This is a genomic window from Agrobacterium larrymoorei, assembly GCF_005145045.1.
Classification (GTDB): domain Bacteria; phylum Pseudomonadota; class Alphaproteobacteria; order Rhizobiales; family Rhizobiaceae; genus Agrobacterium; species Agrobacterium larrymoorei.
In genome coordinates, this window is record NZ_CP039694.1 from 85,086 (window position 1) to 112,045 (window position 26,960).

The window sequence follows — 26,960 nt, forward strand, 5'->3', positions numbered from 1 at the left end:
GCGGAAAACGTGCCGCCTCTGTCCGAAACTCTACTGCGAAAGCAAGCCGTTCAGCCAGATCCTGGAGCCAAGGGATCCTCTTCCGTGCCTGCCAGCCAGTGCGGTGTGGCGCTGAGGGCAAGGGTGATTGCATCCTGACCGCGACCCTTGCCGGAAGAATGAAGCGCAATCCAGTCGACGATGGGCCAGGCTATCGAACGGGCGGTAGTGCAGACCCACCTATCTGCGAGGGTCCGAACGGAATGGAGGGACCTCAGCCGCGACGTGGCGTGAGAATGGTGCCGATAACGATCGTGCCAGCAGTGCGCTGGTGGTGGACTCACCGATTGGTCTCTCGGCATGTCCTGCTCAATCCGGTTCGGGCTGGCCACACCCACGCAGACCTCGATGGATCTGGTGTGACCGAATGACGCCTTCGTCTCGACCGCCTTGGCCGCAACGGCCATACGCAACTTTCTTCCCCTGCAAACAGGTTTGCATTCCTCGCGGATCAAGAAAGCCGCTCCCGGCCATCCTCCACTTTGTTCCGGCCCCGTTGGGGTGCGGCGTCGATCGCCCCCGGTCTTAACACCGCCATCGAGGCCGCGGTGGGCGCGGCCCGAAAAAACCGGAAAAGGTACACGACAATGGCAGTCATCGGCGAATTCACCACCAACGGCAACAACTCCATCATCGGCAACGTGCGCACCCTCACCGTCAGCATGAAGGCCCGCCTGAACCCGATCGAACGCGTCTCGCGCGACGCTCCGGATTTCCGCATCACCGCAGGCAACGGTGTCGAGGTCGGCGCCGGCTGGAAGGCGGTCTCCAACGACGGCGAGGAATACATCTCGGTCAAGCTGGATGACCCGAGCTTCAACGCCCCGATCACCGCAGCCCTTTGGCCTGGCGAAAAGGACGGCGAATACGCTCTCATCTGGAACCGCCCGAAGCGGGAGGCCTGATCACCCGAAGAGCTTCGCCGCAAGGCGGGGCTCTTTTTCTCCCCGCAATGATGAAGCCGAAGACGGGCATCGAGCCCGCCTTCGGCTTTTCTGGTGGCATACGGGAGCGTGGGATCTGCGCAGATCTGCCAATGGTACCGGCGAGCCGGGGCAGCCTCAAGGACGCGCGGTTCCCCCAAAATACTGGCGCATTTCGGCTCCCCCACTCGCCCCCTCCGGCGGTCGCGTTCCGCGCTCCTTGACCCTTCCCCGTCTCACCGGTTGGCGGCGTCATCTTTTTCAAACAACAGGAGATGACAATGCTGATAGAACAACACATCCAGGAATTGCGGGCCGAGTTGCGGAATGCCGTTTATGACGATGAGCGCAAGTGGATCTTGACGGAGCTGGAACTGGCTCAGGCCGAACTTGCAGTCATCGAGGCCGAGCAGGACGGGCGCATCAGCGCGGAGCCTCCTTTCTAGGAGGCTCTGTTTCTGCGTCCCCTGTGCGGCTGAATTGCCTCAGCCGTTCAGTGCGTCCTTGACCGCCTTGCCAGGCGTGAACGTCAGCTTTTTCGAAGCGGCGATCTTGATCGTTGCGCCTGTTGCCGGGTTACGGCCTTCACGTTCCGGCGTGTCCTTCGGCTTGAACTTTCCGAACGAGGGGATCGACGTCTCTGCGCCAGCAAGCGCCGCGTCTGTGATCTGCTTGAACACGCTCTCGACAATCGTCTTGGCCTGCGCCTTGGTCAGGTTCTGTTCGGTTGCGATCTTGTCGGCGATTTCATTGGTTGTGGTCATATTGGAAGAGCCTCTTTCGGTTTTCGGTCCTTCAGTTTTGACAATGAAGATGTGGCGAAGAAAGGTGCAGAAAGGCAAGAAATCCCGCCTTAACGCAAAAACCACAGGAAATTAAGGAGTTCGGTCAATTAACACCGGCTATTCGGCGCTCCCCGCGTCCCGATAGCCACGTCGTCTCTTCGTTCGTTCGATAAGGAAGAGTGCTGTCTCCGCATCGTCCGGATGATCGAAGGTCTCTATCATCATCTGGCCGCCCGATCCGATCCGGCCCCAGTTTCGGATCACTGAAGACCCGCCGAACAGCGTCGGCTGGATCGTAATGCCGTAGAAGCGCCGCATGTTTTGCGCCGCATCGACACGGTGAAGATGAACCTGGCATGTCTCCTTGTCTTCCATGTTCCCATTGTCGCTGTCCCCTCAGGTTGTGTCCAACGAGTTATATGAATCGATCCGGTGTCACTGATTCATCCTCGTGATGGTTTCAGACGAAGACTGGGCGAGGCGGCTTTGCCGCACGGCTCTATGCGCAGGCGCACCGAACCCGTGAAGCGGTTTCGGCCATCCGGTTGCGATCTTCTCGCGGCCGGTTCCACCGGCATCTTAGGCATCACGATCCATCACGCGCGCACCAGTCGCGCCTTGGCCAATTCCAGCGACGTGCTAATCCCTCCCGCACCAGCATTTCGCCTAGCGATTTTCCATGCCGTGTCACCGTCCTGAGTTTCCGACCAAAGCGATCCGTATCGCGCCAACCGGAAACGAGCGTGAAGCTTCCCCCATTCAACAGTTCTAGCAGTCTGTCACGGGAGACTTTGCCAATAGACCTTTCCTCGCCGCAGCGAGGGGAGAAGATTTCCGGCGCATCGATGTCGGCTATTCTGATCTTTTCACTTCGAACCCAGATCGTATCTCCATCGACAACACAATTGACGCGGACCCGCCCGTCGCAGAGGACGAACCGGGCTTCCAGCCTATCTTCTATGGGTACCTCAAACGATGGAGCTTTCTGGGTAGAAAAGTCCTTCGATGTATCCGGCCTCGATTGCATGCCACCAAGTAGCAGAACTCCGACAAGTGCTGTGGCCGAGATGATGAGAAGCACGCGCGACGGGGTCATGCGTTCTTCACTGGATGAAACCTGTTCTCACCAACGCAGGATTTCATATCGTCACGCCGGAACCAGATGGCGCGCCCGCAGCGGAGTGGTGCATTACCGGATGTGAAGACGATCTGCTCGTCGGCGCGCATGCGCAGTACCTCATGCGGCAGGATCAGCGGGCGGCGGCTGAGCTGCTTCGATCGCGACCGCGAGGATCCTTTCATTCCGGTTGAACGGTTTGTCTGGTCGACCTCTACCGTCGTATCGCCGCAACGCTTGGAAATGTAGTCGGCTGTATCGGGGTCGTTGATTGCCGAAAACGAAATCCATGAGGCGCTCTCGAACCATTTGCTGGTCGCATCACGACCGCCATAGGCCTCGCGCATCTGGCCGAGTGACTGAAAGATCATGGTCAGCGTGATGCCATATTTGCGACCGGCGTCGCGGGCGGTTTCGAGGATGCGCAGGTATCCGAGACGCGCCACCTCGTCGAGCAGGAAGAGGGTGCGTCCCTTCACATTGCCATTGCGGTTATAGATCGCGTTGAGCAGCGAGCCAATGACAACGCGGGCCAGTCCTGGATGGGCTTCCAGCACCTTCAGATCGAGCGCGATGAAGATGTCGGTTCCGCCATCGGCAAGATCGTCGGTCGAGAAGCTATCGCCGGAGACGAGACCCGCATAATTCGGGTAGGACAGCCAGTGGGTTTCCTTCACCGCATTGGCGTAAACACCAGAAAATGTCTCCGGCGTCATGTTGACGAACACCGCGACATTTTCTTTGACGAAGTCGGATACGGACCCCTCGTAGATCTCCGTCAGGCGCGCACGCAACTGCGGCTCGGGTTCGGAAAGATTGGCGCGGACCTGTCGCAATGTCTGGTCTTTCTCGTTCGTATGCCCAGACAGACAAACGTCGGCGATCAGCGCCGTCAGGAGCTGCATGGCCGACGCCCGGAAGAAGTCGTCGCGAGCCGACGCCGATCGAGGATTGTCGGTCATGATCCAGGTCGCAACGGCGACGATATCCTCTTCCTTGGTATTGCCGTGACGGCCGATCCAGTCGAGCGCATTGAAGCCGACACCACCGGCCGTCGGATCTAGAACGATGACCTTGCGGCCGGCCTGACGCCGATGCTCCGAGCCCATCGGCGCGACCTCGCTTGACGGGTCCAGAACCACAAGTCCGCCACCCCATTTCAGCGCGGTCGGGATCGTCACCGAGGTTGTCTTGAAACCGCCGGAGCCCGCAAAGACGATGCCATGCGACGAGCCAAATGAGCCGTCGAAGCATAGTAGTGGCGACTTGCCGCCTTCACCCCAGCTTGGTCTATCATCCGCACGAAACGGCTTGGCGGCAACACTGTCGCGATCGACACGATACCGCTCGCCGATGACGATGCCGCCCTGTTCAGGGAAGAGCTTTGTCGCGTCCTGCAATTTCATCCAATCGGCCTCGCCATGCACGGCGCGCTTGCCGCCGATCCGGCGTGGCCCGCCGGTCGAGAAGGCTGCATTGCCTTTGATCGCAACGCGCAGAGCGAACACACCGCTGATGAAGGCGATGCCTACGCCGGTCATCGTCGCCGGATCCACGTAGGCCAGAACAAATTGTCCTGCTGGCACGTGGCCGGAGATGCCGTTCAGGCGGATTGTCTCGCGTGCGATGGCGATAATGATGACCGCAGCACTTCCTGCAAGCACACTCAGGCCAGCCGCCTTGATGTTCGACGATCCGTTCGTTGCAAACAATGCGGTCACGCCGATAGCGGCCGCTGCGATATAGGGCAGGGCGAGACCAGCCCGTCCCAGCATCAGCTTGGCCTGCTCAACTGTGCCGAGTGTAGCCATGCGATGCTCCATGCCGGAAGTCAGGACCATCATGGCGATCATGATTGCCGCCGGCAGGATCAAGAGCAGTGGCCTATTCCCCATCATTGCCGAAGACCTCCGCCCCGATTGCCGTGAGGCGGGATTTTTCCGTCTCGTCGCCCTTGATCCGCTTACCAGCGTCGATCAGCAAGCCGAGCAGCAGCGCCCGCTTCTCGTATCGCAATCCCGCCTTGACGATCAGGCCTCCGAGTTCGATCTTTTCGCGCGTGTCTTGTCTGCGGGCATCTGATGTCATCGCCTTCGACATGCGCTCAAACCTCGCCAGCCCCGCCCGCATCCGCGCCAGCCGGCTGCGTCGCGGACGGTTCGCCGCCGGTCCTGGTCTCGCCGGCATTTTTCTTTCCGGTTGCGACAACCTTGCCTCCGCGAAACCGTTTGTCGATCTCCTCGAAGGCCGCCTGAAGCTCGGCCTCGTCAATCTCGATGTCCCCAAGCCCAGCCTTTAGCGCGATCCGACCGATGCGCTCGGCTTCGCGTGTCTCGGCCTGTCTCAGTTGGTCTTGCAATTTGGCGATTTCTTCCCTGATCTTCGATGACGGTTTTTTCATTCCGATTGGGTCTCCTTGAGGTTCTGGCATTGCATTCGCGATGCCAGAATCCCTCCGGATGCCATGAAAAGGAATGTGCAGATCTGCACATCGGCAACGCCGATGCTTTGGAGCATCATCCCGCCGTTCCGAAGGAGCGGTTCCAAGGGCGCAATTATACGTCGCGATGCGACGTGTCGCTCAGATGCCTCCACACAGGCCGATTTGGTCTTGCCGCTCTGGACGAACGAGGTTCGAACCGGGAGTTTCTTGCGCCGTGGCCATTGCCCACTTCTCAGCCAGCATCGTCAGCCGCGGCTCCGGCCGCAGTGCCGTGCTGTCCGCGGCCTACCGGCACTGCGCGAAGATGGACTATGAGCGTGAGGCTCGCACCATCGACTACACACGGAAGCATGGGCTCCTGTACGAAGAGTTTCTTCTTCCGGCAGATGCCCCGAACTGGGTTCGCTCGATGATCGCCGACCGCTCTGTGTCAGGTGCGTCGGAAGCCTTCTGGAACCGGGTCGAGACTTTCGAGAAACGTGCCGACGCGCAGCTCGCTCGTGACCTGACGATTGCCTTGCCGCTTGAACTGTCGGCGGAGCAGAACATCGCCCTGGTGCGGGATTTCGTGGAGAAACACATCCTCGCCAAGGGAATGGTCGCCGACTGGGTCTATCATGACAATCCCGGTAATCCGCATATCCATCTGATGACCACCTTGCGGCCCCTGACGGAAGACGGGTTTGGTGGAAAGAAGGTGGCGGTGATCGGCGATAACGGCCAGCTGGTCCGCACGAAGTCCGGCAAAATCCTCTATGAGCTCTGGGCGGGTTCGACCGACGACTTCAATTCCTTACGCGATGGTTGGTTCGAGCGGCTGAACCATCACCTAGCGCTGGGTGGCATCGATCTTCGCATTGATGGCCGCTCTTATGAAAAGCAGGGCATCGAACTTGAGCCTACCATCCATCTTGGCGTCGGCGCCAAGGCGATCGAGCGCAAGGCGCAAGTGCAGGGTGTGCGGCCGGAACTCGAACGCATCCAGCTGAACAAAGAGCGCCGTCAGGAAAACACCCGCCGCATTGTGAGAAATCCAGCCATCGTGCTCGACGTGATCACACGGGAAAAGAGCGTCTTCGATGAACGCGATGTCGCGAAAGTGCTGCACCGCTACGTCGACGATCCCGCTGCCTTCCAGCAGCTGATGTTGCGTATCATTTTGAACCCCGACGTGCTCCGGCTCCAGCGCGACACGATCGATTTTGCGACCGGTGACAAGCTGCCGGCGCGCTATTCGACACGGGCGATGATCCGGCTGGAAGCGACGATGGCACGGCAGGCAATGTGGCTGTCGGGCAAAGAGACGCATGCCGTTTCCGAGGCTGCCTTGGATGCGACGTTCCGGCGGCATGAACGGCTGTCCGACGAGCAGAAAGCGGCAATCGAGCGCATTGCAGGACCTGCCCGTATTGCCGCCGTGGTCGGACGCGCAGGTGCTGGCAAGACCACGATGATGAAAGCGGCGCGCGAGGCGTGGGAGCTGGCCGGATACCGTGTCGTCGGTGGTGCGCTGGCCGGCAAGGCGGCTGAGGGTTTGGAGAAGGAAGCCGGCATTGAGAGCCGGACGCTTGCGTCGTGGGAGCTGCGCTGGAACCGCGGCCGCGACGTTCTGGACGCAAAGACGATCTTCGTCATGGATGAGGCGGGCATGGTCGCCTCCAAGCAGATGGCGGGCTTTGTCGATGCTGTCGTCAGGGTAGGTGCCAAAATCGTGCTGGTCGGCGATCCCGAACAGCTACAGCCGATCGAGGCGGGCGCTGCCTTCCGCGCCATCGTCGACCGCATCGGTTATGCCGAACTCGAAACGATCTATCGCCAGCGCGAGGACTGGATGCGCAGGGCGTCGCTCGATCTGGCGCGGGGGAACGTCGAGAGGGCGCTGGCCTCCTACAATTCGAATGCCAGAGTCACAGGCGAGCGTCTGAAGGCGGAAGCGGTCGCGAGCCTGATCGCCGACTGGAACCACGATTACGATCAGACTAAGACGACGTTGATCCTCGCGCATCTGCGCCGCGACGTGCGCATGCTGAACGTCATGGCCCGCGAAAAACTGGTCGAGCGCGGCATTGTGGGTGATGGCCATGTCTTCAAGACGGCTGACGGTATCCGCCAGTTCGACACGGGCGACCAGATCGTCTTCCTGAAGAACGAGGGATCGCTGGGTGTCAAGAACGGCATGATCGGCCATGTCGTCGAAGCGGCTTCAAACCGCGTTGTCGCCGTGATCGGCGAGGGCGATCAGCGCCGGCTGGTGACGGTCGAGCAGCGCTTCTACAATCAGCTTGATCACGGTTATGCGACGACTATCCATAAATCGCAGGGCGCCACCGTCGATCGCGTGAAAGTGCTGGCATCGCTGTCGCTGGATCGCCATCTCACCTATGTGGCGATGACCCGTCATCGTGAGGATCTGCAACTCTACTACGGTAAGCGATCCTTCGCCTTCAATGGCGGTTTGGCAAAAGTTCTTTCTCGGAAAAATGCCAAGGAAACGACACTCGATTACGAGCGCGGTCAATTGTATCGAGAGGCGCTGCGCTTTGCGGAAAACCGTGGCCTACACATCATGCAGGTGGCGCGCACACTCCTCCGCGACCGGCTCGACTGGACGCTGCGCCAGAAGACGAAGCTGGCTGATCTCGCCCGCAGGCTTGGCGCGTTTGGTGAGCACTTTGGCCTCCACCAAACCCCAAAGACCCAAACGATGAAGGAGGCCCGGCCCATGGTCGCAGGCATCACGCAATTCTCCGGCTCTGTCGCCGACAGCGTCGACCGGAAACTCGACACCGATCCGGCGCTGAAGAAACAATGGGAGGAGGTATCCACTCGCTTCCGTTATGTCTTCGCCGATCCTGAAGCCGCATTCCGGGCAATGAACTTCGATGCGGTTATCGCCGACAAGGAGATGGCGAAACAGGCATTGCAGAAGATCGAGAGCAATGTGGTTTCGATCGGTCCGCTTAACGGTAAGACCGGCATGCTTGCCAGCAAGTCGGATCGTGAAGCGCGCCGGATCGCCGAGCTTAATGTCCCGGCCCTGAAACGTGACCTCGATCAGTATCTCAGGATGCGCGAGAACGCGGCGCAGCGACTGCAGGCAGATGAGCAGGCGCTGCGCCAGCGCGTCTCGATCGACATTCCCGCACTGTCACCGGCGGCGCGTGTCGTGCTGGAGCGGGTGAGGGACGCCATCGACCGGAACGATCTGCCGGCGGCGATGGCCTATGCGCTCAGCAACCGCGAGACCAAGCTTGAGATCGACGGCTTTAACCAAGCTGTCACCGAGCGGATTGGCGAGCGGACCCTCCTGAGCAACGCCGCGCGTGATCCCTCCGGGAAGCTTTATGGAAAGCTTGCCGAGGGGATGAAGCCCGAGCAGAAGGAACAGCTCAAACAAGCCTGGCCGGTGATGCGGACGGCGCAGCAGCTCGCCGCCCACGAGCGCACCGTCCAGTCGCTGAAACTAGCCGAGGAGCAACGTCTCACCCAGCGCCAGACGCCGGTGCTGAAACAATGAGGCGGCGGGCGGTCCTTCTGTTTCTGACGGGCGCCAGCCTCGTCATGTCAGGACTGGTGTCGATAGCGTTCATGGGCGGGTACCGGCTGAATCTGACGCCGAGCGAACCACTCGGGCTCTGGCGCATCAAGGCGTTACAGCGTCCGGTCTCGATCGGCGATCTGGTGTTTCTCTGCCCGCCAACGGCAGCCGTCTTCGACGAGGCGCGACGGCGCGGATATGTACGCCGCGGATTGTGTGCCGGCGGTGTCGCGCCGCTTATCAAGACAGTCGCAGCGCTGCCCGGTCAGCATGTCGACATCACCGACCATATTGTGATCGATGGCCGCTCTCTACCCGCATCCACTGTGCGCGATCGGGACGGTGAGGGCAGACCGCTCACCCCTGATCTGGGCGGTGTCGTGCCCCCGCATCATTTGTTCCTTCACTCGACTTTTGCGAGCTCCTATGACTCCCGATATTTCGGCCCGGTTCCGGATTCCGGTCTTCTCGGCCTGGCGCAGCCGGTTATTACCTTTGATCCGTGATCGCGATGACGATGGCCGGAAAGCCGATCGTTTGAAAGCTGTTCTGCTGATCGCAGCTTCTATCGCCTGTGGGCGAATCGGATGGAGCGGCGTGGTGCTTCTTTTGCCCTTCGCCATGATCATTCCGGTGCTCTGGGCGATGGCACCGTCCCGCTTAGTCGCGGCGGCGGTCTCGGCTGGGTATTTCCTCGCAGCGTCGCGAGGTCTCCCGCAGGGCGTGGCCAACTTCTATGCCGCCAATCTGTGGCCAGGGTTACTATTGTGGGTAGCGGCTTCCATCTCCTTCGTCGCTGTAAACGCCGTGCTCTGGACGAAGCGTGCCGGACAAAAGGCTTCCGGAAAGATGTGGCCGGATGCGGCAATGGCGGTGCGCTATCTGGTGGTTTTGGTGCTGACCGGGTTGCCGCCCTTCGGCATCACCGGATGGGCGCACCCGCTGACAATTGCGGGTGTGCTGTTTCCCGGTTGGGGCTGGTGGGGCCTCCTATTAACTGCGGCCGGCCTCACCGTCATGACGACAAGGCTTTGGCCAGCGGCTGCCATTACGCTATCAGCGTTCTGGCTCTGGTCCGCCGCGTTTTGGACAGAACCGAACCTACAGCATGGGTGGACGGGCGTCGACCTCGCGCAGGGACAAAAGCTCGGTCGGGATGAATCGCTTCAGCATCAGCGTGAGCTAATCGCAAAGATGAAGCGCGCTGCCGCCGCCGATCCGAAAACGCGCGTGGTAGTGATGCCGGAAAGTGCGCTCGGCTTCTGGACGCCGACGGTCGAGCATCTTTGGCGGGACAAACTGGGCGGAACCAGCCTCACCGTGATTGCCGGCGCTGCCGTCATCGATACCCACAGCTACGACAACGTCATGGTAGCGATATCGGCGGACGAGGCGAAGATTGTCTATCGCGAGCGAATGCCGGTTCCGGTCTCGATGTGGCAACCATGGCTGCAATGGACCGGGCAGGGCGGCGGAGCGCGTGCGGACTTCTTCGGCAATCCGGTGGTTAAGGTTGATGGAACCAGGATCGCGCCGCTGATTTGCTACGAACAGCTCATTCTCTGGCCGGTCCTGCAATCGATGCTGCACTCGCCCGAGGTGATCGTTGCCGTTGGGAATGGCTGGTGGACCGGGGGCACGTCGATCGTCGCCATCCAGAAGGCGAGTGTAACCGCCTGGGCCAGATTGTTCGGTCTGCCTGTCGTCATGGCATTCAATACTTGAAGGAGATCCGGGATGGTCGATGCCGCCCTTACCAAGCAATGCGCCGATCCGGCCCTGAAGCCCGCAATTATCGAGCAGTTCATCGCTCGTGCTGGATCGCAGGACCCGTTGGCGATCACCGTCCGGTCTGGAAGCCGCGTGGTGCTGGTGCCCAAACCCACGACGCCGGAGGAGGCGCTGGCGCTGATCCGCGACAATCTTGGTCGTAACACCGTGCGTGTTGGCATCACCCAGTATCCTGCAGGCCTCGGTATCGTCGAGGCAGGCCAGTTGAAGCCGGATCTCGTGGATGTTTGCGAGAACATTCGCATGGGAACCGCGCTATTCGGCAAGGTCTGGCGCATCGTCATGAAATGGTATGGCAATCCGACTGCTGCTGACGTGCTGCCGCAAGTGATGGATGATGCGATCATCGCCTGGCAGACGGGATACTTCGAGGGGACTGCGGTGTTTCGGGCGGAGCATCCTGGCGAGGGGAAAATTTCCCAACCGGCTGAGATCCAGAGTGACGAAGCCGAAACAAAATCCGGCTCTCGCGAAAATGCAGGAGTTGAAGATCCGCCATCTGAGGCGATCGCGTCTGACCCGAACAAGGCTGGTATCAGGATCGACCTGTCTGGGATAGGAGCTCGCGAGCGGTAGGTCCTACCGCCGGAGTTCGGTGAAATCGGAATGGCGCTCCCTAGATGCCCTGCAGGCTTTCCGCTGCCTGCAGGTTGAAGCGCGGCAGCATCATTGAAGCGAACCTGAAGTCCCACCATATCTTCAGCACGGCGCACGCGGAGGGGTCATGTGGTCAGAGATGCCAATCGGCAAGTATAAGGGCAAAACGCTACCGCAGCTGTTGCTGACGGATCCAGACTATTTCTTCTGGGCGATGGAGCAGGACGACTTTTTTAAGGGCGGCCTTGCGAAGCAGGCAGCCGACATTCTTCGGAAAGTCCGCCACATCAAGATTCCCAAGCCGGATCCCGCGAACTGGCGTGTTGAGTATTTTCTCACACCCGACGGCAAGTTTGCACACTTCGACATCGTCGAGGCCGATCGTGCACCTCATGTCGGCTCCAGCAGAACGTCCCGTTCGACGGCGCTCGATTTTGCATATGTCCGCCAGACGCGCGACTACGACAAGCTCGGATACAAGCACTTCATCAAGAGCTTCAAATACTTCTATTTCGGGAGCTCGGACGTGCGGCTCAACAAGGCCAAATGCGAAGCCTTCTTCGACGATCCAGCCAATTTCAATTAATTCTAACGCGTTTCAGGCAGGACAAATGAACGATAGCAACACGAAGCCCTCAGCCCATGGAAAGCGTCCCGCGGTCCGATCAAGGTCGATCGATACTCGCTTGAAGCAGCCAAGTCGGTAAACGCCTTGTTGAACGGGCCAATCGCGGTGCTTCCTTCGGCCGAAGGGGAGACAGTGCTACCATTCCGGATCGGGATCAATACTGACATAGAGACGAGACTGAGACTGGATGCAGCACTGTCGGATCTGCGAGAAGCGTTACGCCGGTGCACGCACAGTGCCGCGTAGCTTTATGCGACCGCGCAGCCTGATGCCTTACGCCATGATATTGTTGGTCAACCCTGCGAGCCCGTCAGTGATGACGCTCGGCTCAACGCTCGGCAATCTTTCCTGATCGTCCAGGCAAGACGCAAGCAGCACCGCCAGCAACGTGAAAGCGAAAATTTAGCTCAAAACTAAACCGCCAGCAGCTTAAAATCATTTTTGACCGCGGTTTTGTGAAAAATTGCACGTGCGCGATCTTAATCCAGACTGGCTTCTCCCTGGAATGACACTTATAAGGGAGTTGACGCAGTACGCGCTGCGTTGCGGCTTAGAATCCGCAGATGAACGGTTGGCGCTGACCGGAATGGCGCCAGGAACCCTCTGACTTTGTGTCCGGGGGCCTGCGGCGTATGTCCAGGCTCCGGCTAAAGGTCGCAGGGCCGATTCATCTCGGATTCTAACCCCCGGCAAGGGTTCACGGGGTTCAACGTCAGCGGAGGCGCACCGCGGACCAACCAGGGTTAGGTCAGGAATGGAACTGGAAGATGCCACAGTGACGAAGAAGGTAGAGCTCCGCCCATTGATCGGGCTGACGCACGGATTACCGCCGGCGGACCTGGAAACCATCACGATCGACGCCATCAGGACGCACCGGCAACTCGTGGAGAAAGCCGACAAGCTATTTCAGGCTCTGCCTGAGACCTACAAAACAGGAAAAGAAGCCGGCGGCCCGCAGCATGTCCGATACATTGAAGCGAGCATCGAGATGCATGCGCAGATGAGCGCCGTAAGCACACTGATCAGCATTCTTGGCTTCATTCCCAAGGTTGTCGTAAACTGACCGACACTAAAATTGTATCGGGGCAAGAACACTCCCGCTGATTGAGGGCTGCTGGCGTCGTGTCCGTCGCGGTTTGAGGTGACGCTTTAGTCTTTGTCGTCGATCGTCTCGAGGATTTCATAGTTTTTGACGAGTCTCGATATGCCTTCATTCAGCAAGGAAACACTGTATCCGTCGAGATCGCTCTGATCTAGATTTTCACGAGATGCATTGATTTCCAACGGTATTCGGGATCCTTGGCTACATCGCTCCTCAGTTGATGAACTGCCTGACGGACAGCGTCAAAGCTTTCGTAGAAGTGGTTTCGATTTCCGTCGTCAGTCTAGTCTGGCGTGTGCAAAGCGGATGCGGGTAAGTAACTATAGAGCGTTCAAGGCAGCCCTTTCGACATAACAGTCCTCCTCAACCGCAACTTCACAACGGGAATGTTGCACCCGTTCAAATAAGTTTCCGCCGGATTGCGAGCGCGGTCAGCTGCGCCTTGGAGCGGACGTCGAAGCGCTTCATCACCTCACGAAGCTTCACCCGGACGCTGTTATACTTGACCCCCTCGATGTCGGCGATCTCCTCCATCGTCATGCCGACCGCGATCCATTTAAGATAGGTCGCTTCTTTAGGATCGAGCCACACGGCATTTTCCGCCGTGGGTGTAGTGCGAAGGAATGAGATGCGGGAATGGATCTGCCCAATGGTTGCCGCAGCTGCAATTGCGTCGATCTCCCGATCGAGATCGATCACCGGCTTCTCCGATGCCAGCGTGAACATCGACATCGACCCGTTGGCGGTCTTGATCGGAATGGTAATGCCGGAGCGGATGCTGAAGTCGGCTGCATGGGCATAGAAGGCGCGCTCGCCCTTCGACAGCGTCGAGCGCTCTTGCTCGCCCGACCAGGTGAAGATGTGCTTCCTGGACCTTGCGCGTTTGACGACCGGATCGAGAGCGTCAAATTTCTTATTGAAATAGACCGACTGCCACTCGCGATGATAATTGGTCACGGCGGTAATGTGCCGATTCTGGATGTGAAGGTAGGCGTAACCGGTAAAGCCGAAATGATTGGCTATGTCCGCCAGCCCCGTCTTCAGGATGCACTCATCGCCTTCAATCGCGGCAAGATCGGTCAATTTATCCAGCCAGTGCTGCATTCCTTATCTCCGTAATGGTTGTCTGTATCCTTGTCGTCACGCTTCGTCCGACAGCCCGCGATCGGCAAGAAGTCGAAAAACTTCACGTTGGGTTGACGAAATCCGCGTTCCTTAGTCATGCGTTGGCTTTCGAGTGTCAGGTTCAACTTCCAGCAAGAGAGCCCTTTTCGGTCTCACGGCGTTCCCCGCGCTCATATTCGAAGCCGCATTTAAAGGTTCGAGTATCACCCGGTTCCAGACGGACTTGTTTGATACGGCTAGGGAGATTGAAGGCGTTCGTCAAATCTTCCACAGGCTCAAGAGCTATTGATCTGCGTCGATCTCTCGCAAGTGTGTCACCAGTGTAAACATGCATATGCCCCCGTTCCTGCCAGACGGACAATTCCGTGCCAGAAGTCGGATCAGTCAGGATCGTGCGGGAGATTCCGTCTTCATCCTGAATGAGCTGTGTAAAGCAGCAATCAAGGACGTGATCGCCAATTCTGGTCGGTCGATGGAAAGTAGGGCTATTTTGGAGTTTTATCTCTCCATCTGATGTGACCTGAGGAATAAGATCAATCGTATCCACGACAAACGTCGATGGGACCTGGAGCGTAAGGTCATCAATGGCGGAGCTTCCAGGCAGCCTGAAATACGGATGCCATCCTGCAACGTAGGGAACTGTCTCTCCGCCGCTGTTTGTAGTGGCGATCTCAAGTTCAACTCCGCTAACCGAAAAAACGTACGCGACAGAAACTTCGAGATCATAAGAATAGCTCGGGGCTTTTGCGCTGACCGTCTTGTGGACGAACTCTAATCGGACATTTTCACCAGCAAACGCGGTGCCTCGAAGCTCGAACTGCCTCACACGCAAGAAACCGTGATAAACCTCATTTTCGCCTTCTGCGATCGGAAGCAATCGATATGTGCGACCGTCGAAATCGAAACGACCCCTTACGAGACGATTGGTAAATGGAGCAAGGATCCCGTTGCGTACGCCGTTTTGGGACGTCAGCTCATGCACATCACGATAACCGTCAACGACGTTTTCACCTTCCTGACCATTCGTATCTCTTGGATGCCAATCGAGGAGTGTTGCGCCCTGCAGAGCGATCCGGGCGCGATATCGATAGCTTGTTACTTCGATCACCTCGATCCCACATGTCGTTTGGGCCGAAACGATTGTCTGACTGCGTCTAAGATCCGTGGTGGGCACGTTCATCTCCCCAATTGACCTGCCGCGCTCATCGATTGTCTTCATCAGCATTTCTCAGCCACCCGGGCTTCTGCTCAGAAGGCGGCTTTCGCCGAGCAGTCCCTGTTCGTTCATGATCGGATGGGCGACAGATACGATGTGGGCGTTGATCCGTTTGAGATCGCGCAGGATGTCGAGATGAAGCGAGCTGGTTTGCAGGCTGTCGGCGCGTCCGTGACGCAAACGTTCAAGGTGGCGCTCGGAGGATCGCTTCTCCATCTGACGCACCTCGATCTTGCGCTCCATGAGTTGGCGGGCAAGGCTAATGTCACGGGTGATCAGGATCGTTTGTGCGATCCTGAGATTGTCGATGGTCAACTGGAAAAGCTGCTGAAGCTCGGCAAAACCGTCATCGGAGAACTTGAGGCCGTGGCCGATCTTCTTGGTCACCGCCTGCAAGAGGCCTTTCTCGATGATGTCACCGATATGTTCGAGGTTTATGGCATAGTCGATGATGACGATCGAACGGCGCCCTTCGTCTTCTGACAATCCGGTTTGGCCAAGTTTGGAAAGGTAGACCTTGACCTCCTGTTGCAGCCGGTCGACCTGACGTTCTAACTTGGAGATATCCTTCAGCCTCGACGTGTTGTTCTGCTCAAATGCGTCGGAGACTTTCAAAAGCATTCTCTCGATCAGGTCTCCGACTCCAAGCACCTCGCGGGAAGCGCTGGTGAGGGCCACGATCGGTGTCGAGAGCTCGTCGGCGTCGAGAAATTTTGGGCCGTTCTCTGCGTGGGCCTGATCAGGGATCAGAATGGTCATCCAGCGCGCGATGAGCCGCGAGAAGGGCCATGCGAGCAGAGCGAGGGCGATGTTAAAGGCCAAGTGCGCATCGACCGGAAGCTTGGAGTGGGGCAGGGGTAGCATGGACAGCCAATCGGCGAGAATCCCTGCACCGGGAAGGGTAAGGACGCAACCGATAGCGCGTACGAGCAAGTTACCGAGCGTCACACGCCTTGCTGCTGCCGATCCCGACAAGGCTGCAATCAGCGGGGGGACCGCACCCCCCAGATTGGCGCCGAGAACCAATGCGACGACAAGGCCGCCAGACAGAATTCCGGTGGACGCCATCGACAGGATAAGAACAACCGCCGCGAGGCTAGAGGACGATGCAAATGCAATCGCCGCCGAGAAAATCATAGCGACGGGCCAGGCGTTGTCGAGGAGCCCGATGAACGCTGCAAGTGCCGGTGAATGGCGCAACGGCTCGGTTGCCCCACTGAGAAGATGAAGCGAAAGCAACATCAGTGCAATGCCGATCAGAGCGGCTCCGACGCCCTGACGCGACGTTGTCCCGCCTCGATAAAGGATGATCCCCAGACCAAGCAGGACCGGCGAAACCCATTCGATTCCGGTTGCGACGATCCAGGCCGTTACCGCGGTGCCGACATTGGCTCCCAGCAGCACGACCTGAGCCATACGAGGTTTGATCAATTCTCGTTCGACGAAGGACGAGATCATGAGAGCCGTCGCGGTGGAGCTTTGCAGAGCCACGGTTGCAACAAAGCCGGACAGAAAGGATCGAAGGCTGCTTCTTGTCCCGGTTGCAAGGCCGGTCCGCAGCTTTGATCCGAGCGCGCGCGACGCGCCATCCTTAACCTGAGCAAGACCGAACAGGAGCAATGCCACCGCCCCGAACAAATTGATCACAACAATCAATGATTCCAATCACTTACTCCTGACTGAGGACTACCTCGCTCACCAGACATTGCAGTGTCCAGCCTCGAACACCGAAGGAAGGAGCCGGTGAGCAAGCCGGGAGGATAGCTGCCCACCGGCATCCTGCCCGCGCCACCTCGCGGACAGGATGGCCGAAACATCAATCATGTTCGGCTTTTAGCCTGCGAGCGCCAACCAGGTCGGCTCGCTAGAAGTACGGCGCGATGACACCGTGAACATCTTCCGTTGCTGCCACGATGTTCTGGCCAGCCGCTTCATATGATCCACCAGTAGTCACAAGTAGGCCTGCCTCTTCGCAGATGACCGATCCTGCGGCGATGTCCCAGATACTCGTATTTTTTTCGACATAACCGTCGGTCATTCCGAGTGCGGCGAATCCCAGACCAACAGTTCCACATCGATATTCGGTCACGCCCCAGCCCGCCTTTCGGAGCGCAAGTTCCACCTTGGCAACCTCTTTCGCCGGCCAACGGGCACTTTCGCCGACTGAGGCGAGCCGAACCGAGGGGAAATCGACTCGCCTTTGATAGCGCTCACCATTCTTGAAAACGCCGGCTCCTTGCGCAGCACCAAGCCGCAGATTGAGGCAGGGGTACGCGATAACGCCGACGCGAGATACGCCACCCTCCACCAAGCCGATGGATACCCCCCAGAGTGGGGATCCGCGCAGGAAATTGACCGTGCCGTCAATCGGGTCAATGGACCAGAACGCGTCCGATCCTCCACCGCCCATCTCTTCGCCCATGACATGGTCATCCGGGAAGTGTAACGACAGCCTCTCCCGAATAAGTGTTTCTACCCGACGATCTGCTTCGGAAACAAACTCGCTCGCCGATTTCTCTTCAGCGACGAAGCGATCACGCTCGTGAAAAAGCCGAAGAGCCAAGTCTACAGCCTCCGCCATGATTGTGTTCGCTGCTTCCAGGCGGTTCGTATAATCCATTCTTTGGCCTCAGTGGGTGTCGAGGAGGTCAGGAATGTCAGTCGAAATGGTCTGGGCGCCGAGTTCGAGAAAACGTCTGGCCGCGGCCGGATCATTGACGACGGACACCGCGAATTCGATGCCGCTATCGGCAAGAACCTTCATCGCATCGTTGTCCAGGATGTCTTTCGTAACGTGAAGGAGCTGGCACTTCGTTTCGTTCAGAAGTGCAACGGGATCCTTGGGGGGAATACTTACGAAATAGGCGCGCGGAACATCAGGCCAGATGCGTGCTGCGGCGTGAATCGACCGGATCGAAAAGCTTCCAAAGAACAAGCGTTCGCGGTCTTTCGGCCAAAGGGTTTTCAGGACGTCGAGAGCGACCTCGGCTGTTTCGATGTCGTCGCCAGGCGTGGGCTTCAATTCGAGCTGTAAACCCACATCGAGATCAAGAACTGTCTCGATTAGTTCTTCCAGGGTTGGAACCTTGATGCCGGCGAACTCTTCGCCAAAAGATGCGCGCGCCTCGAGGCTGCGGATCTCTTCCAGAGTCAAACCCGCAACAAAGCCTTTGCCATTTGTTGTGCGATCGACGGTGTCATCGTGGATGATGACCGGCTTTTGATCCCGCGTGAGTTTAACGTCGACCTCGACCCACTTTGCGCCTTTTTGGACGGCGCTTCTCATCGCTGCGAGCGTGTTTTCTGGCGCGAGGCGCGGCGCACCGCGGTGTGCGATGATCTGATCGGGAACAACGATGTGGCGTGCATTTGCGATTGGGCGCTTAAGCACCGAGCTTTGAGACATGGATGTATCCTGTTCGAAAAAGTAGAGGCGGAGGGCATTTCATGCCCACCGCCCACCGGGATCACCGGAGAGTAACGTTCTTGATGAACTGGTTTTTGATATCGTCGTTCAGCGGCTGGGCGGCCCAGTTGAAACTGGACCTCCGCTCCTGAACCTTGACGAGAGCAACTGTCGCATCTGCGTCTGGATTCTGAGGGACGGAGCCAAATTCCGAAGCGAAACGCGTCTGGGTCTTGGCGCTCGTCAGCCAATGGATGAAGACCAGCGCGGCGGCCTTATTTTTGGCGTTTGCAGGGATACCCACGACATTTCCGCCACCCGGCATGCCGAAGTCTGGAACATAGATCTTGACGGTTGCTGGAATTTCGCCCCTCTTCTTGAGAGCTGCGATAACGTCTTCCCATGCCGCGACGATCGTGAATTCACCAGAAGTCAGGCGGGTAACGCTGTCGTTGTTGGATGCGGTGATTACAAACTGATCCTTTCGTTTGGAGAACCAGTCCCAGGCGGGGCCAAATTTTTTCTCTACCGCTGCATCAGTCGTTCCGGAAGCATAATCGACATCAGGAGCGAACTGACGGGCAATGCCCTGAATGAAAGCCGGACCTGCGCCGCCATTTTCGACATTGAAACCTAGTTCCCCCGGATGATTTTCTATGAAAGTCGAGAATTGCTCGACGGTCCGGGGCAGATCGGCATCTGTGATCCTGGAGGAATCATAAGCGATACCCGACTGGTTTCCCCAGAAAGCTGCCGCAAACCCGCCGTTTTTAAAGCCTTCAAGGTCGTAACGGAGTTTCTTTCCCTCGGGCAGCAACTTATCGAGAGGCCCATAATAAGTTGTCTCCGGTGAAAGCTTCTTCAACTCGGAGCCGGATGTCGAAAATACATCGATGTCGCCTTGTGGCCGATCCTTTTCGGCGAGGAATTTGTTTATGTTCGCTTTTGAATCGCCGTCAGGTATTGTCACCCTGATCCCGTACTCGGTTTCGAACGCTTTGACCTCCTCACGGAAGCGGGCCTGGTTAAACCAGTTGAACCATCTGACTTCGCCTTCCTTCTTTGCCTGGGCGACGATTTGATCCCATGACATCGACTTCAGGTCGTCGGCATGCGCGGGCATACCGATAGTTAAAACCGCTATGCTGATCGCGGCGAGTTTCTTAAACATTGCACTTTACCTCCCGTTTGGATTGGACTTGCGTGGAGAACATCGCCGTCATCCCTTTCCGGTGATGGCCGCGGGGTTGTTGCTTGCGAGGAAGCGTTCAACGAGCAGCATCAGAAAGACGTTGGGAACAACGAGGATCAGGGAAACGACCGCGGCATTGGGTCGAATGAAGTTGTATCCGAGATACGAATAGAGGATCGTTGGAACTGTCGTGAAATCCGGCGCACCGACGATATAGGCGATACCAAACTCTTCGATGGACAGAATGAAAACGATAATGAAGGCGGCAATGACGCCAGGCTTCAGGATCGGGAAGTAAGCAGTTCGGAATACAGAAATGGGCGATGCGCCCATATCGCGTGCCGCGTCGATCAGGTCTTGCCTGATGAGTGAAAAAGACACCGTCAGGATGCGAATAGCATAAGGCAGCAGTACAACGGTGTGACCGACGAGGATGCCCAGAAATCTTGAGTAGATTCCCATATTCAGAAGGAGCGAGGAGAAGAATATGGCAACCACAAAACCGGGCAGGGCGAGAGGCAACAAGGTCAGCACCTGCAGCACAGGCTTTCCCGCGAATTCCAACCTGCCGAATGCATAGGACGTCGGCAAAGCAAGGATGATTGTGATGGCCGCAACACAGGGCGCAAGCGTGTAGCTGTTTCTCAAGGCTTGCGGCAGACCCGTCGTGTTCCAAACCTCTATCCAGCGAGAAAAGGAAAGTACCGGGGGCAGTATGTCAGGGTATGCCCAGGGGTGGTTGATATCGACGAGCGACCAGAGTGCCGCCAGCATAAAGGGGAGCAGAAGCCATATGGCGCCGACCGTAACGACCAATGCGACGAGAAGACGGTTTAGCCAGCGGAAGTTCTTGAGGTACATGCTCGCCATCGTCATACCCTCCCCAAACGGGAGAGAAGTTGAGCGATGCCGGCCACGAGGACTGCACCGAAAAGAGATAGCGCCATCAGAAGCATGGCAACGACGGCAGCCAAGTTCCACCCGTCCGCACTTGCTTCTTGGGTCCGGAGCATCAGTTGCGCCAAGGAATTGATACTGGTGGGACCTGCTACGACCTGAAACGAGAAATCGCCGGCCGCTCCGATAAAGATCAGGACCAGGGCTGCCTGCAGAGACCGGATTGTCAACGGAACGATGACTTTGCGGAACCGGTCTACCGCACCTGCACCGAGGTCTCGGGCAGCGTTGAGAATATCGTCGCCTATCGACTGCACAGCACCGGTCAGGAGAAGCAGGGCAAAGGGCATCTGCTTCCAGACCTGAAGAAATATCACCCCAATTCCGTAGCTGTCGTTTTGCAGGCGCATCGGGCGAGCGATGAAGCCGAGCTTCACCAGCGCGAGGTTAAAAAAGCCTTGAAACGATATAAAGTTGATAAACAGGAATGCGGCTACCAGTCCGTGAACAAGCAAAGGTGCCTTCAATACCGCACTTATCAACCCCGATCCGGCAAAGGGCTTGCGGAGCCACAATGCGAGCGGGTAGGCGACCATCACCGCAAGCAACGAGCTGATGATCGCAATTCGCGCTGAATACCACAACGCTCTCCAGACCTGTTCATCGGCAAGCATGGTATTCCAGAACCGAAGCGAAAATTCGCTTGAGCCGGCGAAGTTCAGAAAACCAAACGATTGCGAAACCGCCATGCCGATAAGGATACTGGTAAAGATCAGGATGACGCCAAGGCCGGGAAGAAGGAGAAGATAGGCCTGCAGATTGTTTCTGAGAGTCATTCTACCGGCTCCTTCAGGAAGCGGATTTTCTCCGGCGCGATTTCGAAGCGGCAAGTTGAAGCCTCTTCGATTGCGGATTTGCCGAGCACCTGGATCCGGAAAGAGCTTTTGCTCTTCCCCGAAACGATGACCGCGAGGTCCGTGAGGTTGCCCAGGAAGCTCTTCGCCTGAACCTCGAAGGAATAGACGTTCAGACCAGCGTGGTCGTCAGCACGGCTGATGACGTCTTCCGGTCGCCAACAGGCGTAAACGTTATTTGCCACGGGTGATGCTTCTGATGCGATCAGGGTCTCACCCAACGGGGAGGTCACGCGATAATGCCCAGTCGATTCATCTCGTCCATTGATCTGGACGGGCATTATATTCGCTGTGCCAACGAAGTCGGCGACAAAGCGGTTGACCGGGTTGTAGTAGACCTCGTTCGGCGTCCCGCTTTGCTCGATCCTTCCCGCGTTCATCACCACCACCAGATCGGACATGGCGAGAGCCTCCGATTGGTCGTGCGTTACGTAGACCGCCGTAAAAGCATGGGCTTTTTGAAGTTGCCTGATTTCGAAGCGAACCTGGTCGCGAAGTCGGGCATCGAGATTTGACAGTGGTTCATCAAACAGAATAACCCCCGGGCGTACCGCCAGAGCACGTGCAAGAGCGACACGTTGCTGTTGTCCTCCTGAAAGCTGGCCGGGCAACTTGCTGAGTTGTGTTTCCAGTGAAACCTGCGATGCGGACTCGGCTACGCGCTTTTCTAGTTCGGCCTGCGGCGTCCGCTTTTGTCTCAGCCCGAAAGCGATATTTTCAAACACAGTCAGATGCGGGAACAAAGCATAAGACTGGAAACACATGGCCGTGTTTCTCCGCTCAGGCATAACCCCGCTCATGTCCTGTCCATCGATAGCGATCTGTCCGCCGTCCAGTTCAATGAAACCAGCGATGGCACGCAGAAGTGTGGTTTTGCCACAACCGGAGGGGCCGAGCAGCGTTACAAGCTGACCTTGCTGCGCGGAAAACGATACTCCCTTCAATGCCTCAAAAGATCCAAATCGGATCTTTGCATTGGCCACATCAAGTACGCTCATCGGACCTCCCCAAATGCGAATTCTTTTTAATGCGTAACGTATAATAATTGTCAAATTCGCGAAAGTAAATGAATTTTCGATGACAGAAGGAGGTGATACACAAGCCACTAATTCTGTTGATAAAATCATTTTAAGGGTGTCGTGGTATCTCAGGAGTTGAAACCATTCCTCGTTTCTCATACTCTGTTTATTAAATTGGCGTTACGTAGGGAGGCAGGCGCGGTGGCAGATGATTCAACCTTATCTGTGTCAGGCATTTCTCCATCAGCGTCTGCGAAGCCGCTTTCGCAAAATGAGAGAATGGTTCTTGAAATTGTCCGCCGAAATGGCGGGATAAAGCGGTCAGCGATTACCGCGATGACAAATCTCACCCAGCCTTCAGTCCACAGGATCGTCGATGGCCTGCTCGAGAGTAATGTCCTGATTTTTGGGGACGCTGTGATTGAAGGACGCGGCAAGCCGAGCAAAGAACTCCAGCTCAACCCGAATGCGGCGTACTCAATTGGCATTTCTGTGAATACTGACAGCGCATCGTTTTGTCTGTGCAATCTGCGTTGCGATGTCCTTCACGAGGAGGTACTAGACATCGCTCCGACTGACCGTTCGCGGACGCTGGTCCTTCTAAAAGAACGTGTCTGGCAGACGATGAGGGCAAATCAGATACCGCGCGCCAAGATTGTCGGGGCTGGCTTTGCCATGGCTGGTTTTTTTGTGGGCGCACATAATTACTTCAATGCGCCGGAGCCGCTCGCAGACTGGTGCTTGGTCGATCTCAACAGCGAGTTGACAGCGCTCTTCGAGGTTCCCGTATGGACAGAAAACAACTGTACAACCGGTGCGATAGGTGAAGCCAGTCTCGGCGCTGGCCTGAAATATCCCACCTTTGGTTATCTCTCCTTCAACTTTGGCTTTGGTGGAGGAGTAGTCATTGATGGGAAGCCTGTATTTGGCTCATTCCGAAACGCTGGCGAAATCAGCCGTATCTACACGACCGAGGAAGTTGCGCACCGTCCGGCGCTCGGAGAATTATTATCCCGGTTGAAGGAAAGGGGTATCACTGTTGAGGGTATAAGAGATCTTCGCAATAATTTCGATCCTGAGTGGCCTGGCGTACGAGAGTGGGTGGACGAAGTTTCGCCTTATTTAAATCAAGCTATCGATGCGATGTGGGCAGTTATAGATCCGGCCGCGGTAGTACTTGGAGGGGAGCTTCCAAGGCGGCTTGGTGAACTGCTGATGAAGGTGCCACCAAGCCCGCGGATAGTTCGAATGAACACACCAGCTGAATACCCGCAAATCCTCTTAAGTGAGATCCAGGGCGATCCGGCCGTTATAGGGGCGGCGTTGATTCCGCTTAAGGAATCATTTTTCAACTGACTGTTTTTGTTCTGCAAGGAATCTCTTGGGTACCGTCTATGAAAGCTCTGTCGTCGCGACAACAACATGATGAAAGTTGTGAAAAGTGCCACTCTAAAGAGCTCTTTTGGCTCGTCTGGATCTACAACGTGATTAAACTCATCTACAATGCATCTCGTAAATTATTTGACGCGACGATATATCTCCCTAACTCGAACGGTTTTCGCGGTATCGCCAGCGCGGTGAGGTGAGACTTGGAGTGAACATCGAAGCCCTTCATGGCTTTTCAAAGCGTGACGCGGAGTAAGCGTCCGGTGAGGCCGTCTTCGATATTTCCTGCGAACACCTCAAGTTACGTCACTAATTCCTTTGTGCCGGTCGAATTGATTGCCACTGAGGCGAGCGACCAGTCCCAGTCGACAAACTTGCGGCAAAGCGGTCGGCACATCCCATGCGGATCGAGATCGGTAGCAAGGGCGGCCGCGTCTTGAAGGTCGAGGCCAATATCGCGCCTGACATTCTAAAAGCACTGATCCGCTCGATTGAAGACGCATGATTGCACCATGCGCAAATGTGCGCGTTTATCGTAAGCATTCGCCGAGGACCGCAGTGTCAGGTTTTTTTGCGCGATCTGCGCTTCCATTTCGCAGCCAGAGCCTCGACGTTTTTGCCGAGATTTCTTGCATCGACCTGGCTGGGGTCGTAGTCTGAACTTCCCCACCATTCGAGCAGTTCTTGATGTCGCTCATGGTTGACGTCGGCAATAGCCTCACGGAACTCTTCATAGCCCCAAGGGCCGCCAACATCCTCTGGCGGGCACCTTCCGACAGCCTCGAGAAGGAAAGGATCATCAAAGCCGGGGGTAGCCGGAAAGGTCTTTTCGATTTTCACTGTGTGCGTCCAGCCGTCACCGAAGTCATAGAGATACTTGAATGACTTCGCGCCGATATCTTCGATGGCGGCAAGAAGCGTTTCCTTGCGAGCATCAATGGGGTCATCAAAGCCGCCATCAGGCACGCCGAATCCGATGTCACGGATCCTGAACTCATAGAGATGACTGTTGGTCCAGCCGAAAGCCTGCTGGAGAACATCATGAAGCCGGTCGAGCCGAATGCGGAACGGCACGACAACGCGCCGCATCACCAAGGGATCAACGTCATCGAGCGTGATCTTCAAGCGAACGAGAGGACCTGCCATCAGGCCGCCTGCTGCAGAGATTTTGTTGCGGGGTTCCGCCAATTCCAGGGAAGAAGTTCATCGATCAGGCTGGCAGGATGATCGGCGATGCGGGCGAGAACATCTGCAAGCCAGGTCTGTGGATCAATGCGGTTCATTTTCGCGGTGACGATCAGGCTGTACATGGCTGCCGCCCTTTTCCCTCCGCGGTCGGAACCGGCAAATAGCCAGGCTTTTCGTCCAAGGGCCACACCACGCAGAGATCGCTCCGCGCAATTGTTCGACAGGCAAATCCGGCCGTCGTCGAGGAAGCGGGTGAAGGATTCCCAGCGGTTCAGCATATAGTCAAATGCCTTTGCCAGGTCGTTGTCACGCGGCAACCTGGCGCGGTGGTCGCGTATCCATATTTCCATCTCGTCGATCAACGGCTTTGATAATTGCTGGCGGATCGCTTTTCTCTCATCGGCAGTGCGGCCATTGATCTGGCGTTCGATCTCGAACAGCGCGTCGATCCGCTGCACCATGTTCAAGGCGATTGGTGAGACAACAGCGGCACTTTTACCCTGCCCTTTTCGGCGCGCATTGGCCTCCAGATCGGCTTGCGCAAAGAATGGCCGCCTGGCATGCGCCCAACACGCCGCTTCATAAATCGGGCCCGGACTTCGATCAGGAAGATAGAGCTGGCCATAGCCGGTATAGGCGTCCGCCTGAAGGATACCGCTATAATTGGCCAGATGTGCCTGTGGATGTTCGCCGGCCCGGTCCCGGGAATAATAGAACATCACCGACGGTGGAGCCGTTCCGCCGAACGGAGCATCGTCCCTGACATAGCTCCATATCCGGCCGGTTGCGGTCTTGCCGAGAGCTAGAACCGGCACGGTCGTGTCATCACCGTGGATCCGTTCAGACGCGAACGTATGGCTTTCAATCCGTCGCACCAGCGGGTCAAGGACCTGGCAGCACGCACCAATCGCGTCTGCTGCAGTCGACAGGCTGATCGGCACACCCTCCAAGGCAAAACGTTCGACCTGGCGATTGAGGGGAATATGCTGGCCGAACTTGTCGCAGAGCATCATCGCCAAAAGGCTTGGCCCCGCCCATCCTCTCGGGATGACATGGAAGGGTGCAGGTGCCTGGCTGATCTTCTCGCAGTCACGGCAGGTGAACTTTTCCCGCACCGTCTGAATGACCTTCCAGCTCCGCGGTACGCTCTCCATCGTTTCGGTGATGTCTTCGCCGAGCTTGCGAAGCCGTTCACCGCCACAGCAACTGCAGGCAACCGGCCCTGGCACCACAACACGCTCACGCGGCAGATGTTCCGGGAATGGCTTCTTGACCGGCCGCTTGCGCGTAAAGCCGGTGACCGCAATCGCAGATGCTGCAGCAACGGCCATTTCGGCGGCAAGCTCATCTTCGGTCGCCGTCGCTTCGGCGTCCTCCAGCATCAGCTCCATCTGCGCAATCAGCCGCGCCGTCCGTTCCGACTTCTGACCGCGAAGCTCCCGTTGCAGCTTTTCGATATAGACTTTCTGGCGAAGAATGATGGCCTGATCGTCGGCCTCCTTGGCCTTGGCAACAGCCAATTCGGCCAAAGCAGCAGCACGCTCCGCCCGCGCTGTCGCCAATTCTGCTTCAAGAGCAGCAGCATGATCGCGGTGATTTTCGAAGCCCGGTTCCATGCTCGAAGTGAATCACAAAACCCCTGATTTGCACAGCT

Annotated in this window: 27 protein-coding genes; 10 read left to right on the forward strand and 17 right to left on the reverse strand. The window is 57.3% G+C overall.

Features of this window, described 5'->3' with window-relative positions; genetic code table 11:
- The first annotated feature begins 626 nt into the window (after nt 1–626).
- Together CFBP5473_RS23340 and CFBP5473_RS25180 are read left to right on the forward strand one after the other, a co-directional pair.
- Nucleotides 627–944, forward strand: coding sequence for a DUF736 domain-containing protein (locus CFBP5473_RS23340; protein ID WP_027677101.1), 318 nt, complete (start codon nt 627–629; stop codon nt 942–944).
- Nucleotides 945–1,243: 299 nt separating this feature from the next.
- The gene (locus CFBP5473_RS25180) at nt 1,244–1,408 is read left to right on the forward strand and encodes a hypothetical protein (RefSeq protein ID WP_169696920.1); all 165 of its coding nucleotides are present in this window, start codon (nt 1,244–1,246) and stop codon (nt 1,406–1,408) included.
- A 39-nt stretch (nt 1,409–1,447) separates the two neighbouring features.
- On the opposite strand, the gene CFBP5473_RS23345 is transcribed toward CFBP5473_RS25180, so the two are convergent.
- The 6 genes from CFBP5473_RS23345 to traC form a co-directional block, all read right to left on the reverse strand.
- Entirely contained in the window at nt 1,448–1,726 is a 279-nt protein-coding gene (locus tag CFBP5473_RS23345; RefSeq protein ID WP_027677100.1) for an HU family DNA-binding protein, read from the reverse strand.
- 138 nt (nt 1,727–1,864) lie between these two features.
- The gene (locus CFBP5473_RS23350) at nt 1,865–2,122 is read right to left on the reverse strand and encodes a WGR domain-containing protein (protein WP_027677099.1); all 258 of its coding nucleotides are present in this window, start codon (nt 2,120–2,122) and stop codon (nt 1,865–1,867) included.
- Nucleotides 2,123–2,333: 211 nt separating this feature from the next.
- Nucleotides 2,334–2,843, reverse strand: a complete 510-nt coding sequence (locus CFBP5473_RS23355) for a thermonuclease family protein (protein WP_051441427.1) — start codon at nt 2,841–2,843, stop codon at nt 2,334–2,336.
- On the reverse strand, nt 2,840–4,762 hold the full coding sequence (gene traG / locus CFBP5473_RS23360) for a Ti-type conjugative transfer system protein TraG (RefSeq protein WP_027677097.1): 1,923 nt from the start codon (nt 4,760–4,762) through the stop codon (nt 2,840–2,842). Before traG ends, CFBP5473_RS23355 begins: the two co-directional genes overlap by 4 nt.
- Nucleotides 4,749–4,964 carry a type IV conjugative transfer system coupling protein TraD gene (gene traD, locus CFBP5473_RS23365; RefSeq protein WP_027677096.1) on the reverse strand — a complete coding sequence of 72 codons (216 nt, stop codon included), beginning with the start codon at nt 4,962–4,964 and terminating at the stop codon, nt 4,749–4,751. The genes traG and traD overlap by 14 nt, the downstream gene beginning before the upstream one ends.
- A gap of 4 nt (nt 4,965–4,968) precedes the next feature.
- A complete protein-coding gene (gene traC, locus CFBP5473_RS23370) occupies nt 4,969–5,265 on the reverse strand; it encodes a conjugal transfer protein TraC (protein WP_027677095.1) in 297 nt (98 codons plus the stop codon).
- A gap of 256 nt (nt 5,266–5,521) precedes the next feature.
- Between traC and traA the strand changes: the two genes are divergently transcribed.
- The 7 genes from traA to CFBP5473_RS23410 all read left to right on the forward strand — a co-directional run bounded on the left by traA (nt 5,522) and on the right by CFBP5473_RS23410 (nt 12,924).
- Nucleotides 5,522–8,824, forward strand: a complete 3,303-nt coding sequence (traA, locus tag CFBP5473_RS23375) for a Ti-type conjugative transfer relaxase TraA (RefSeq protein ID WP_027677094.1) — start codon at nt 5,522–5,524, stop codon at nt 8,822–8,824.
- Nucleotides 8,821–9,351 (forward strand): conjugative transfer signal peptidase TraF, encoded by a 531-nt coding sequence (gene traF / locus CFBP5473_RS23380; RefSeq protein WP_027677093.1) that lies wholly within the window; start codon nt 8,821–8,823, stop codon nt 9,349–9,351. The genes traA and traF overlap by 4 nt, the downstream gene beginning before the upstream one ends.
- Complete coding sequence (locus CFBP5473_RS23385; protein ID WP_084631834.1) at nt 9,272–10,570, forward strand: conjugal transfer protein TraB; 1,299 nt, start codon at nt 9,272–9,274, stop codon at nt 10,568–10,570. The genes traF and CFBP5473_RS23385 overlap by 80 nt, the downstream gene beginning before the upstream one ends.
- A gap of 12 nt (nt 10,571–10,582) precedes the next feature.
- Entirely contained in the window at nt 10,583–11,212 is a 630-nt protein-coding gene (locus tag CFBP5473_RS23390) for a TraH family protein (protein ID WP_027677091.1), read from the forward strand.
- Nucleotides 11,213–11,360: 148 nt separating this feature from the next.
- A complete protein-coding gene (locus tag CFBP5473_RS23395; protein ID WP_027677090.1) occupies nt 11,361–11,819 on the forward strand; it encodes a hypothetical protein in 459 nt (152 codons plus the stop codon).
- Between the two features lie 327 nt (nt 11,820–12,146).
- Nucleotides 12,147–12,278, forward strand: coding sequence for a hypothetical protein (locus tag CFBP5473_RS25785; protein WP_106389474.1), 132 nt, complete (start codon nt 12,147–12,149; stop codon nt 12,276–12,278).
- Between the two features lie 337 nt (nt 12,279–12,615).
- Nucleotides 12,616–12,924: a transcriptional repressor TraM gene (locus CFBP5473_RS23410; protein WP_027677089.1), complete on the forward strand. Its 309-nt coding sequence runs from the start codon at nt 12,616–12,618 to the stop codon at nt 12,922–12,924.
- A gap of 438 nt (nt 12,925–13,362) precedes the next feature.
- On the opposite strand, the gene traR is transcribed toward CFBP5473_RS23410, so the two are convergent.
- From traR to CFBP5473_RS23455, 9 genes are all read right to left on the reverse strand, one after another.
- Nucleotides 13,363–14,067: an autoinducer-binding transcriptional regulator TraR gene (gene traR / locus CFBP5473_RS23415; RefSeq protein WP_027677088.1), complete on the reverse strand. Its 705-nt coding sequence runs from the start codon at nt 14,065–14,067 to the stop codon at nt 13,363–13,365.
- A gap of 142 nt (nt 14,068–14,209) precedes the next feature.
- Nucleotides 14,210–15,307, reverse strand: coding sequence for an aldose 1-epimerase (locus CFBP5473_RS23420; RefSeq protein ID WP_051441425.1), 1,098 nt, complete (start codon nt 15,305–15,307; stop codon nt 14,210–14,212).
- A gap of 9 nt (nt 15,308–15,316) precedes the next feature.
- Nucleotides 15,317–16,969 (reverse strand): Na/Pi cotransporter family protein, encoded by a 1,653-nt coding sequence (locus tag CFBP5473_RS23425; protein ID WP_027677087.1) that lies wholly within the window; start codon nt 16,967–16,969, stop codon nt 15,317–15,319.
- A gap of 199 nt (nt 16,970–17,168) precedes the next feature.
- Nucleotides 17,169–17,924, reverse strand: a complete 756-nt coding sequence (locus CFBP5473_RS23430) for an inositol monophosphatase family protein (protein ID WP_027677086.1) — start codon at nt 17,922–17,924, stop codon at nt 17,169–17,171.
- A 9-nt stretch (nt 17,925–17,933) separates the two neighbouring features.
- Nucleotides 17,934–18,710, reverse strand: coding sequence for a glycerophosphodiester phosphodiesterase family protein (locus tag CFBP5473_RS23435; protein ID WP_051441424.1), 777 nt, complete (start codon nt 18,708–18,710; stop codon nt 17,934–17,936).
- Between the two features lie 61 nt (nt 18,711–18,771).
- Nucleotides 18,772–19,881, reverse strand: a complete 1,110-nt coding sequence (locus CFBP5473_RS23440; protein ID WP_027677084.1) for an extracellular solute-binding protein — start codon at nt 19,879–19,881, stop codon at nt 18,772–18,774.
- 48 nt (nt 19,882–19,929) lie between these two features.
- Nucleotides 19,930–20,778 carry an ABC transporter permease gene (locus CFBP5473_RS23445; RefSeq protein ID WP_051441423.1) on the reverse strand — a complete coding sequence of 283 codons (849 nt, stop codon included), beginning with the start codon at nt 20,776–20,778 and terminating at the stop codon, nt 19,930–19,932.
- Entirely contained in the window at nt 20,775–21,635 is an 861-nt protein-coding gene (locus tag CFBP5473_RS23450) for an ABC transporter permease (RefSeq protein WP_027677082.1), read from the reverse strand. Before CFBP5473_RS23450 ends, CFBP5473_RS23445 begins: the two co-directional genes overlap by 4 nt.
- Complete coding sequence (locus tag CFBP5473_RS23455) at nt 21,632–22,711, reverse strand: ABC transporter ATP-binding protein (protein WP_027677081.1); 1,080 nt, start codon at nt 22,709–22,711, stop codon at nt 21,632–21,634. The genes CFBP5473_RS23450 and CFBP5473_RS23455 overlap by 4 nt, the downstream gene beginning before the upstream one ends.
- Before the next feature lie 300 nt (nt 22,712–23,011).
- On the opposite strand from CFBP5473_RS23455, the gene CFBP5473_RS23460 reads away from it, so the two are divergent.
- Nucleotides 23,012–24,088 carry an ROK family protein gene (locus CFBP5473_RS23460; protein ID WP_051441422.1) on the forward strand — a complete coding sequence of 359 codons (1,077 nt, stop codon included), beginning with the start codon at nt 23,012–23,014 and terminating at the stop codon, nt 24,086–24,088.
- A 591-nt stretch (nt 24,089–24,679) separates the two neighbouring features.
- Here CFBP5473_RS23460 and CFBP5473_RS23465 read toward each other — a convergent pair.
- The gene (locus CFBP5473_RS23465; RefSeq protein ID WP_136954441.1) at nt 24,680–25,264 is read right to left on the reverse strand and encodes a plasmid pRiA4b ORF-3 family protein; all 585 of its coding nucleotides are present in this window, start codon (nt 25,262–25,264) and stop codon (nt 24,680–24,682) included.
- Nucleotides 25,264–26,922: an IS66 family transposase gene (tnpC, locus tag CFBP5473_RS23470; protein ID WP_136954442.1), complete on the reverse strand. Its 1,659-nt coding sequence runs from the start codon at nt 26,920–26,922 to the stop codon at nt 25,264–25,266. Before tnpC ends, CFBP5473_RS23465 begins: the two co-directional genes overlap by 1 nt.
- Nucleotides 26,923–26,960: the final 38 nt, after the last annotated feature.

Coding starts and splice junctions, on each gene's coding strand:
- CFBP5473_RS23340 (WP_027677101.1), top strand. CDS start 627: ATGGCAGTCATCGGCGAATTCACCACCAACGGCAACAACTCCATCATC.
- CFBP5473_RS25180 (WP_169696920.1), top strand. CDS start 1,244: ATGCTGATAGAACAACACATCCAGGAATTGCGGGCCGAGTTGCGGAAT.
- CFBP5473_RS23345 (WP_027677100.1), bottom strand. CDS start 1,726: ATGACCACAACCAATGAAATCGCCGACAAGATCGCAACCGAACAGAAC.
- CFBP5473_RS23350 (WP_027677099.1), bottom strand. CDS start 2,122: ATGGAAGACAAGGAGACATGCCAGGTTCATCTTCACCGTGTCGATGCG.
- CFBP5473_RS23355 (WP_051441427.1), bottom strand. CDS start 2,843: ATGACCCCGTCGCGCGTGCTTCTCATCATCTCGGCCACAGCACTTGTC.
- traG (WP_027677097.1), bottom strand. CDS start 4,762: ATGATGGGGAATAGGCCACTGCTCTTGATCCTGCCGGCGGCAATCATG.
- traD (WP_027677096.1), bottom strand. CDS start 4,964: ATGTCGAAGGCGATGACATCAGATGCCCGCAGACAAGACACGCGCGAA.
- traC (WP_027677095.1), bottom strand. CDS start 5,265: ATGAAAAAACCGTCATCGAAGATCAGGGAAGAAATCGCCAAATTGCAA.
- traF (WP_027677093.1), top strand. CDS start 8,821: ATGAGGCGGCGGGCGGTCCTTCTGTTTCTGACGGGCGCCAGCCTCGTC.
- CFBP5473_RS23385 (WP_084631834.1), top strand. CDS start 9,272: ATGACTCCCGATATTTCGGCCCGGTTCCGGATTCCGGTCTTCTCGGCC.
- CFBP5473_RS23390 (WP_027677091.1), top strand. CDS start 10,583: ATGGTCGATGCCGCCCTTACCAAGCAATGCGCCGATCCGGCCCTGAAG.
- CFBP5473_RS23395 (WP_027677090.1), top strand. CDS start 11,361: ATGTGGTCAGAGATGCCAATCGGCAAGTATAAGGGCAAAACGCTACCG.
- CFBP5473_RS23410 (WP_027677089.1), top strand. CDS start 12,616: ATGGAACTGGAAGATGCCACAGTGACGAAGAAGGTAGAGCTCCGCCCA.
- traR (WP_027677088.1), bottom strand. CDS start 14,067: ATGCAGCACTGGCTGGATAAATTGACCGATCTTGCCGCGATTGAAGGC.
- CFBP5473_RS23420 (WP_051441425.1), bottom strand. CDS start 15,307: ATGAAGACAATCGATGAGCGCGGCAGGTCAATTGGGGAGATGAACGTG.
- CFBP5473_RS23430 (WP_027677086.1), bottom strand. CDS start 17,924: ATGGATTATACGAACCGCCTGGAAGCAGCGAACACAATCATGGCGGAG.
- CFBP5473_RS23435 (WP_051441424.1), bottom strand. CDS start 18,710: ATGTCTCAAAGCTCGGTGCTTAAGCGCCCAATCGCAAATGCACGCCAC.
- CFBP5473_RS23440 (WP_027677084.1), bottom strand. CDS start 19,881: ATGTTTAAGAAACTCGCCGCGATCAGCATAGCGGTTTTAACTATCGGT.
- CFBP5473_RS23445 (WP_051441423.1), bottom strand. CDS start 20,778: ATGACGATGGCGAGCATGTACCTCAAGAACTTCCGCTGGCTAAACCGT.
- CFBP5473_RS23450 (WP_027677082.1), bottom strand. CDS start 21,635: ATGACTCTCAGAAACAATCTGCAGGCCTATCTTCTCCTTCTTCCCGGC.
- CFBP5473_RS23455 (WP_027677081.1), bottom strand. CDS start 22,711: ATGAGCGTACTTGATGTGGCCAATGCAAAGATCCGATTTGGATCTTTT.
- CFBP5473_RS23460 (WP_051441422.1), top strand. CDS start 23,012: ATGGTTCTTGAAATTGTCCGCCGAAATGGCGGGATAAAGCGGTCAGCG.
- CFBP5473_RS23465 (WP_136954441.1), bottom strand. CDS start 25,264: ATGGCAGGTCCTCTCGTTCGCTTGAAGATCACGCTCGATGACGTTGAT.
- tnpC (WP_136954442.1), bottom strand. CDS start 26,922: ATGGAACCGGGCTTCGAAAATCACCGCGATCATGCTGCTGCTCTTGAA.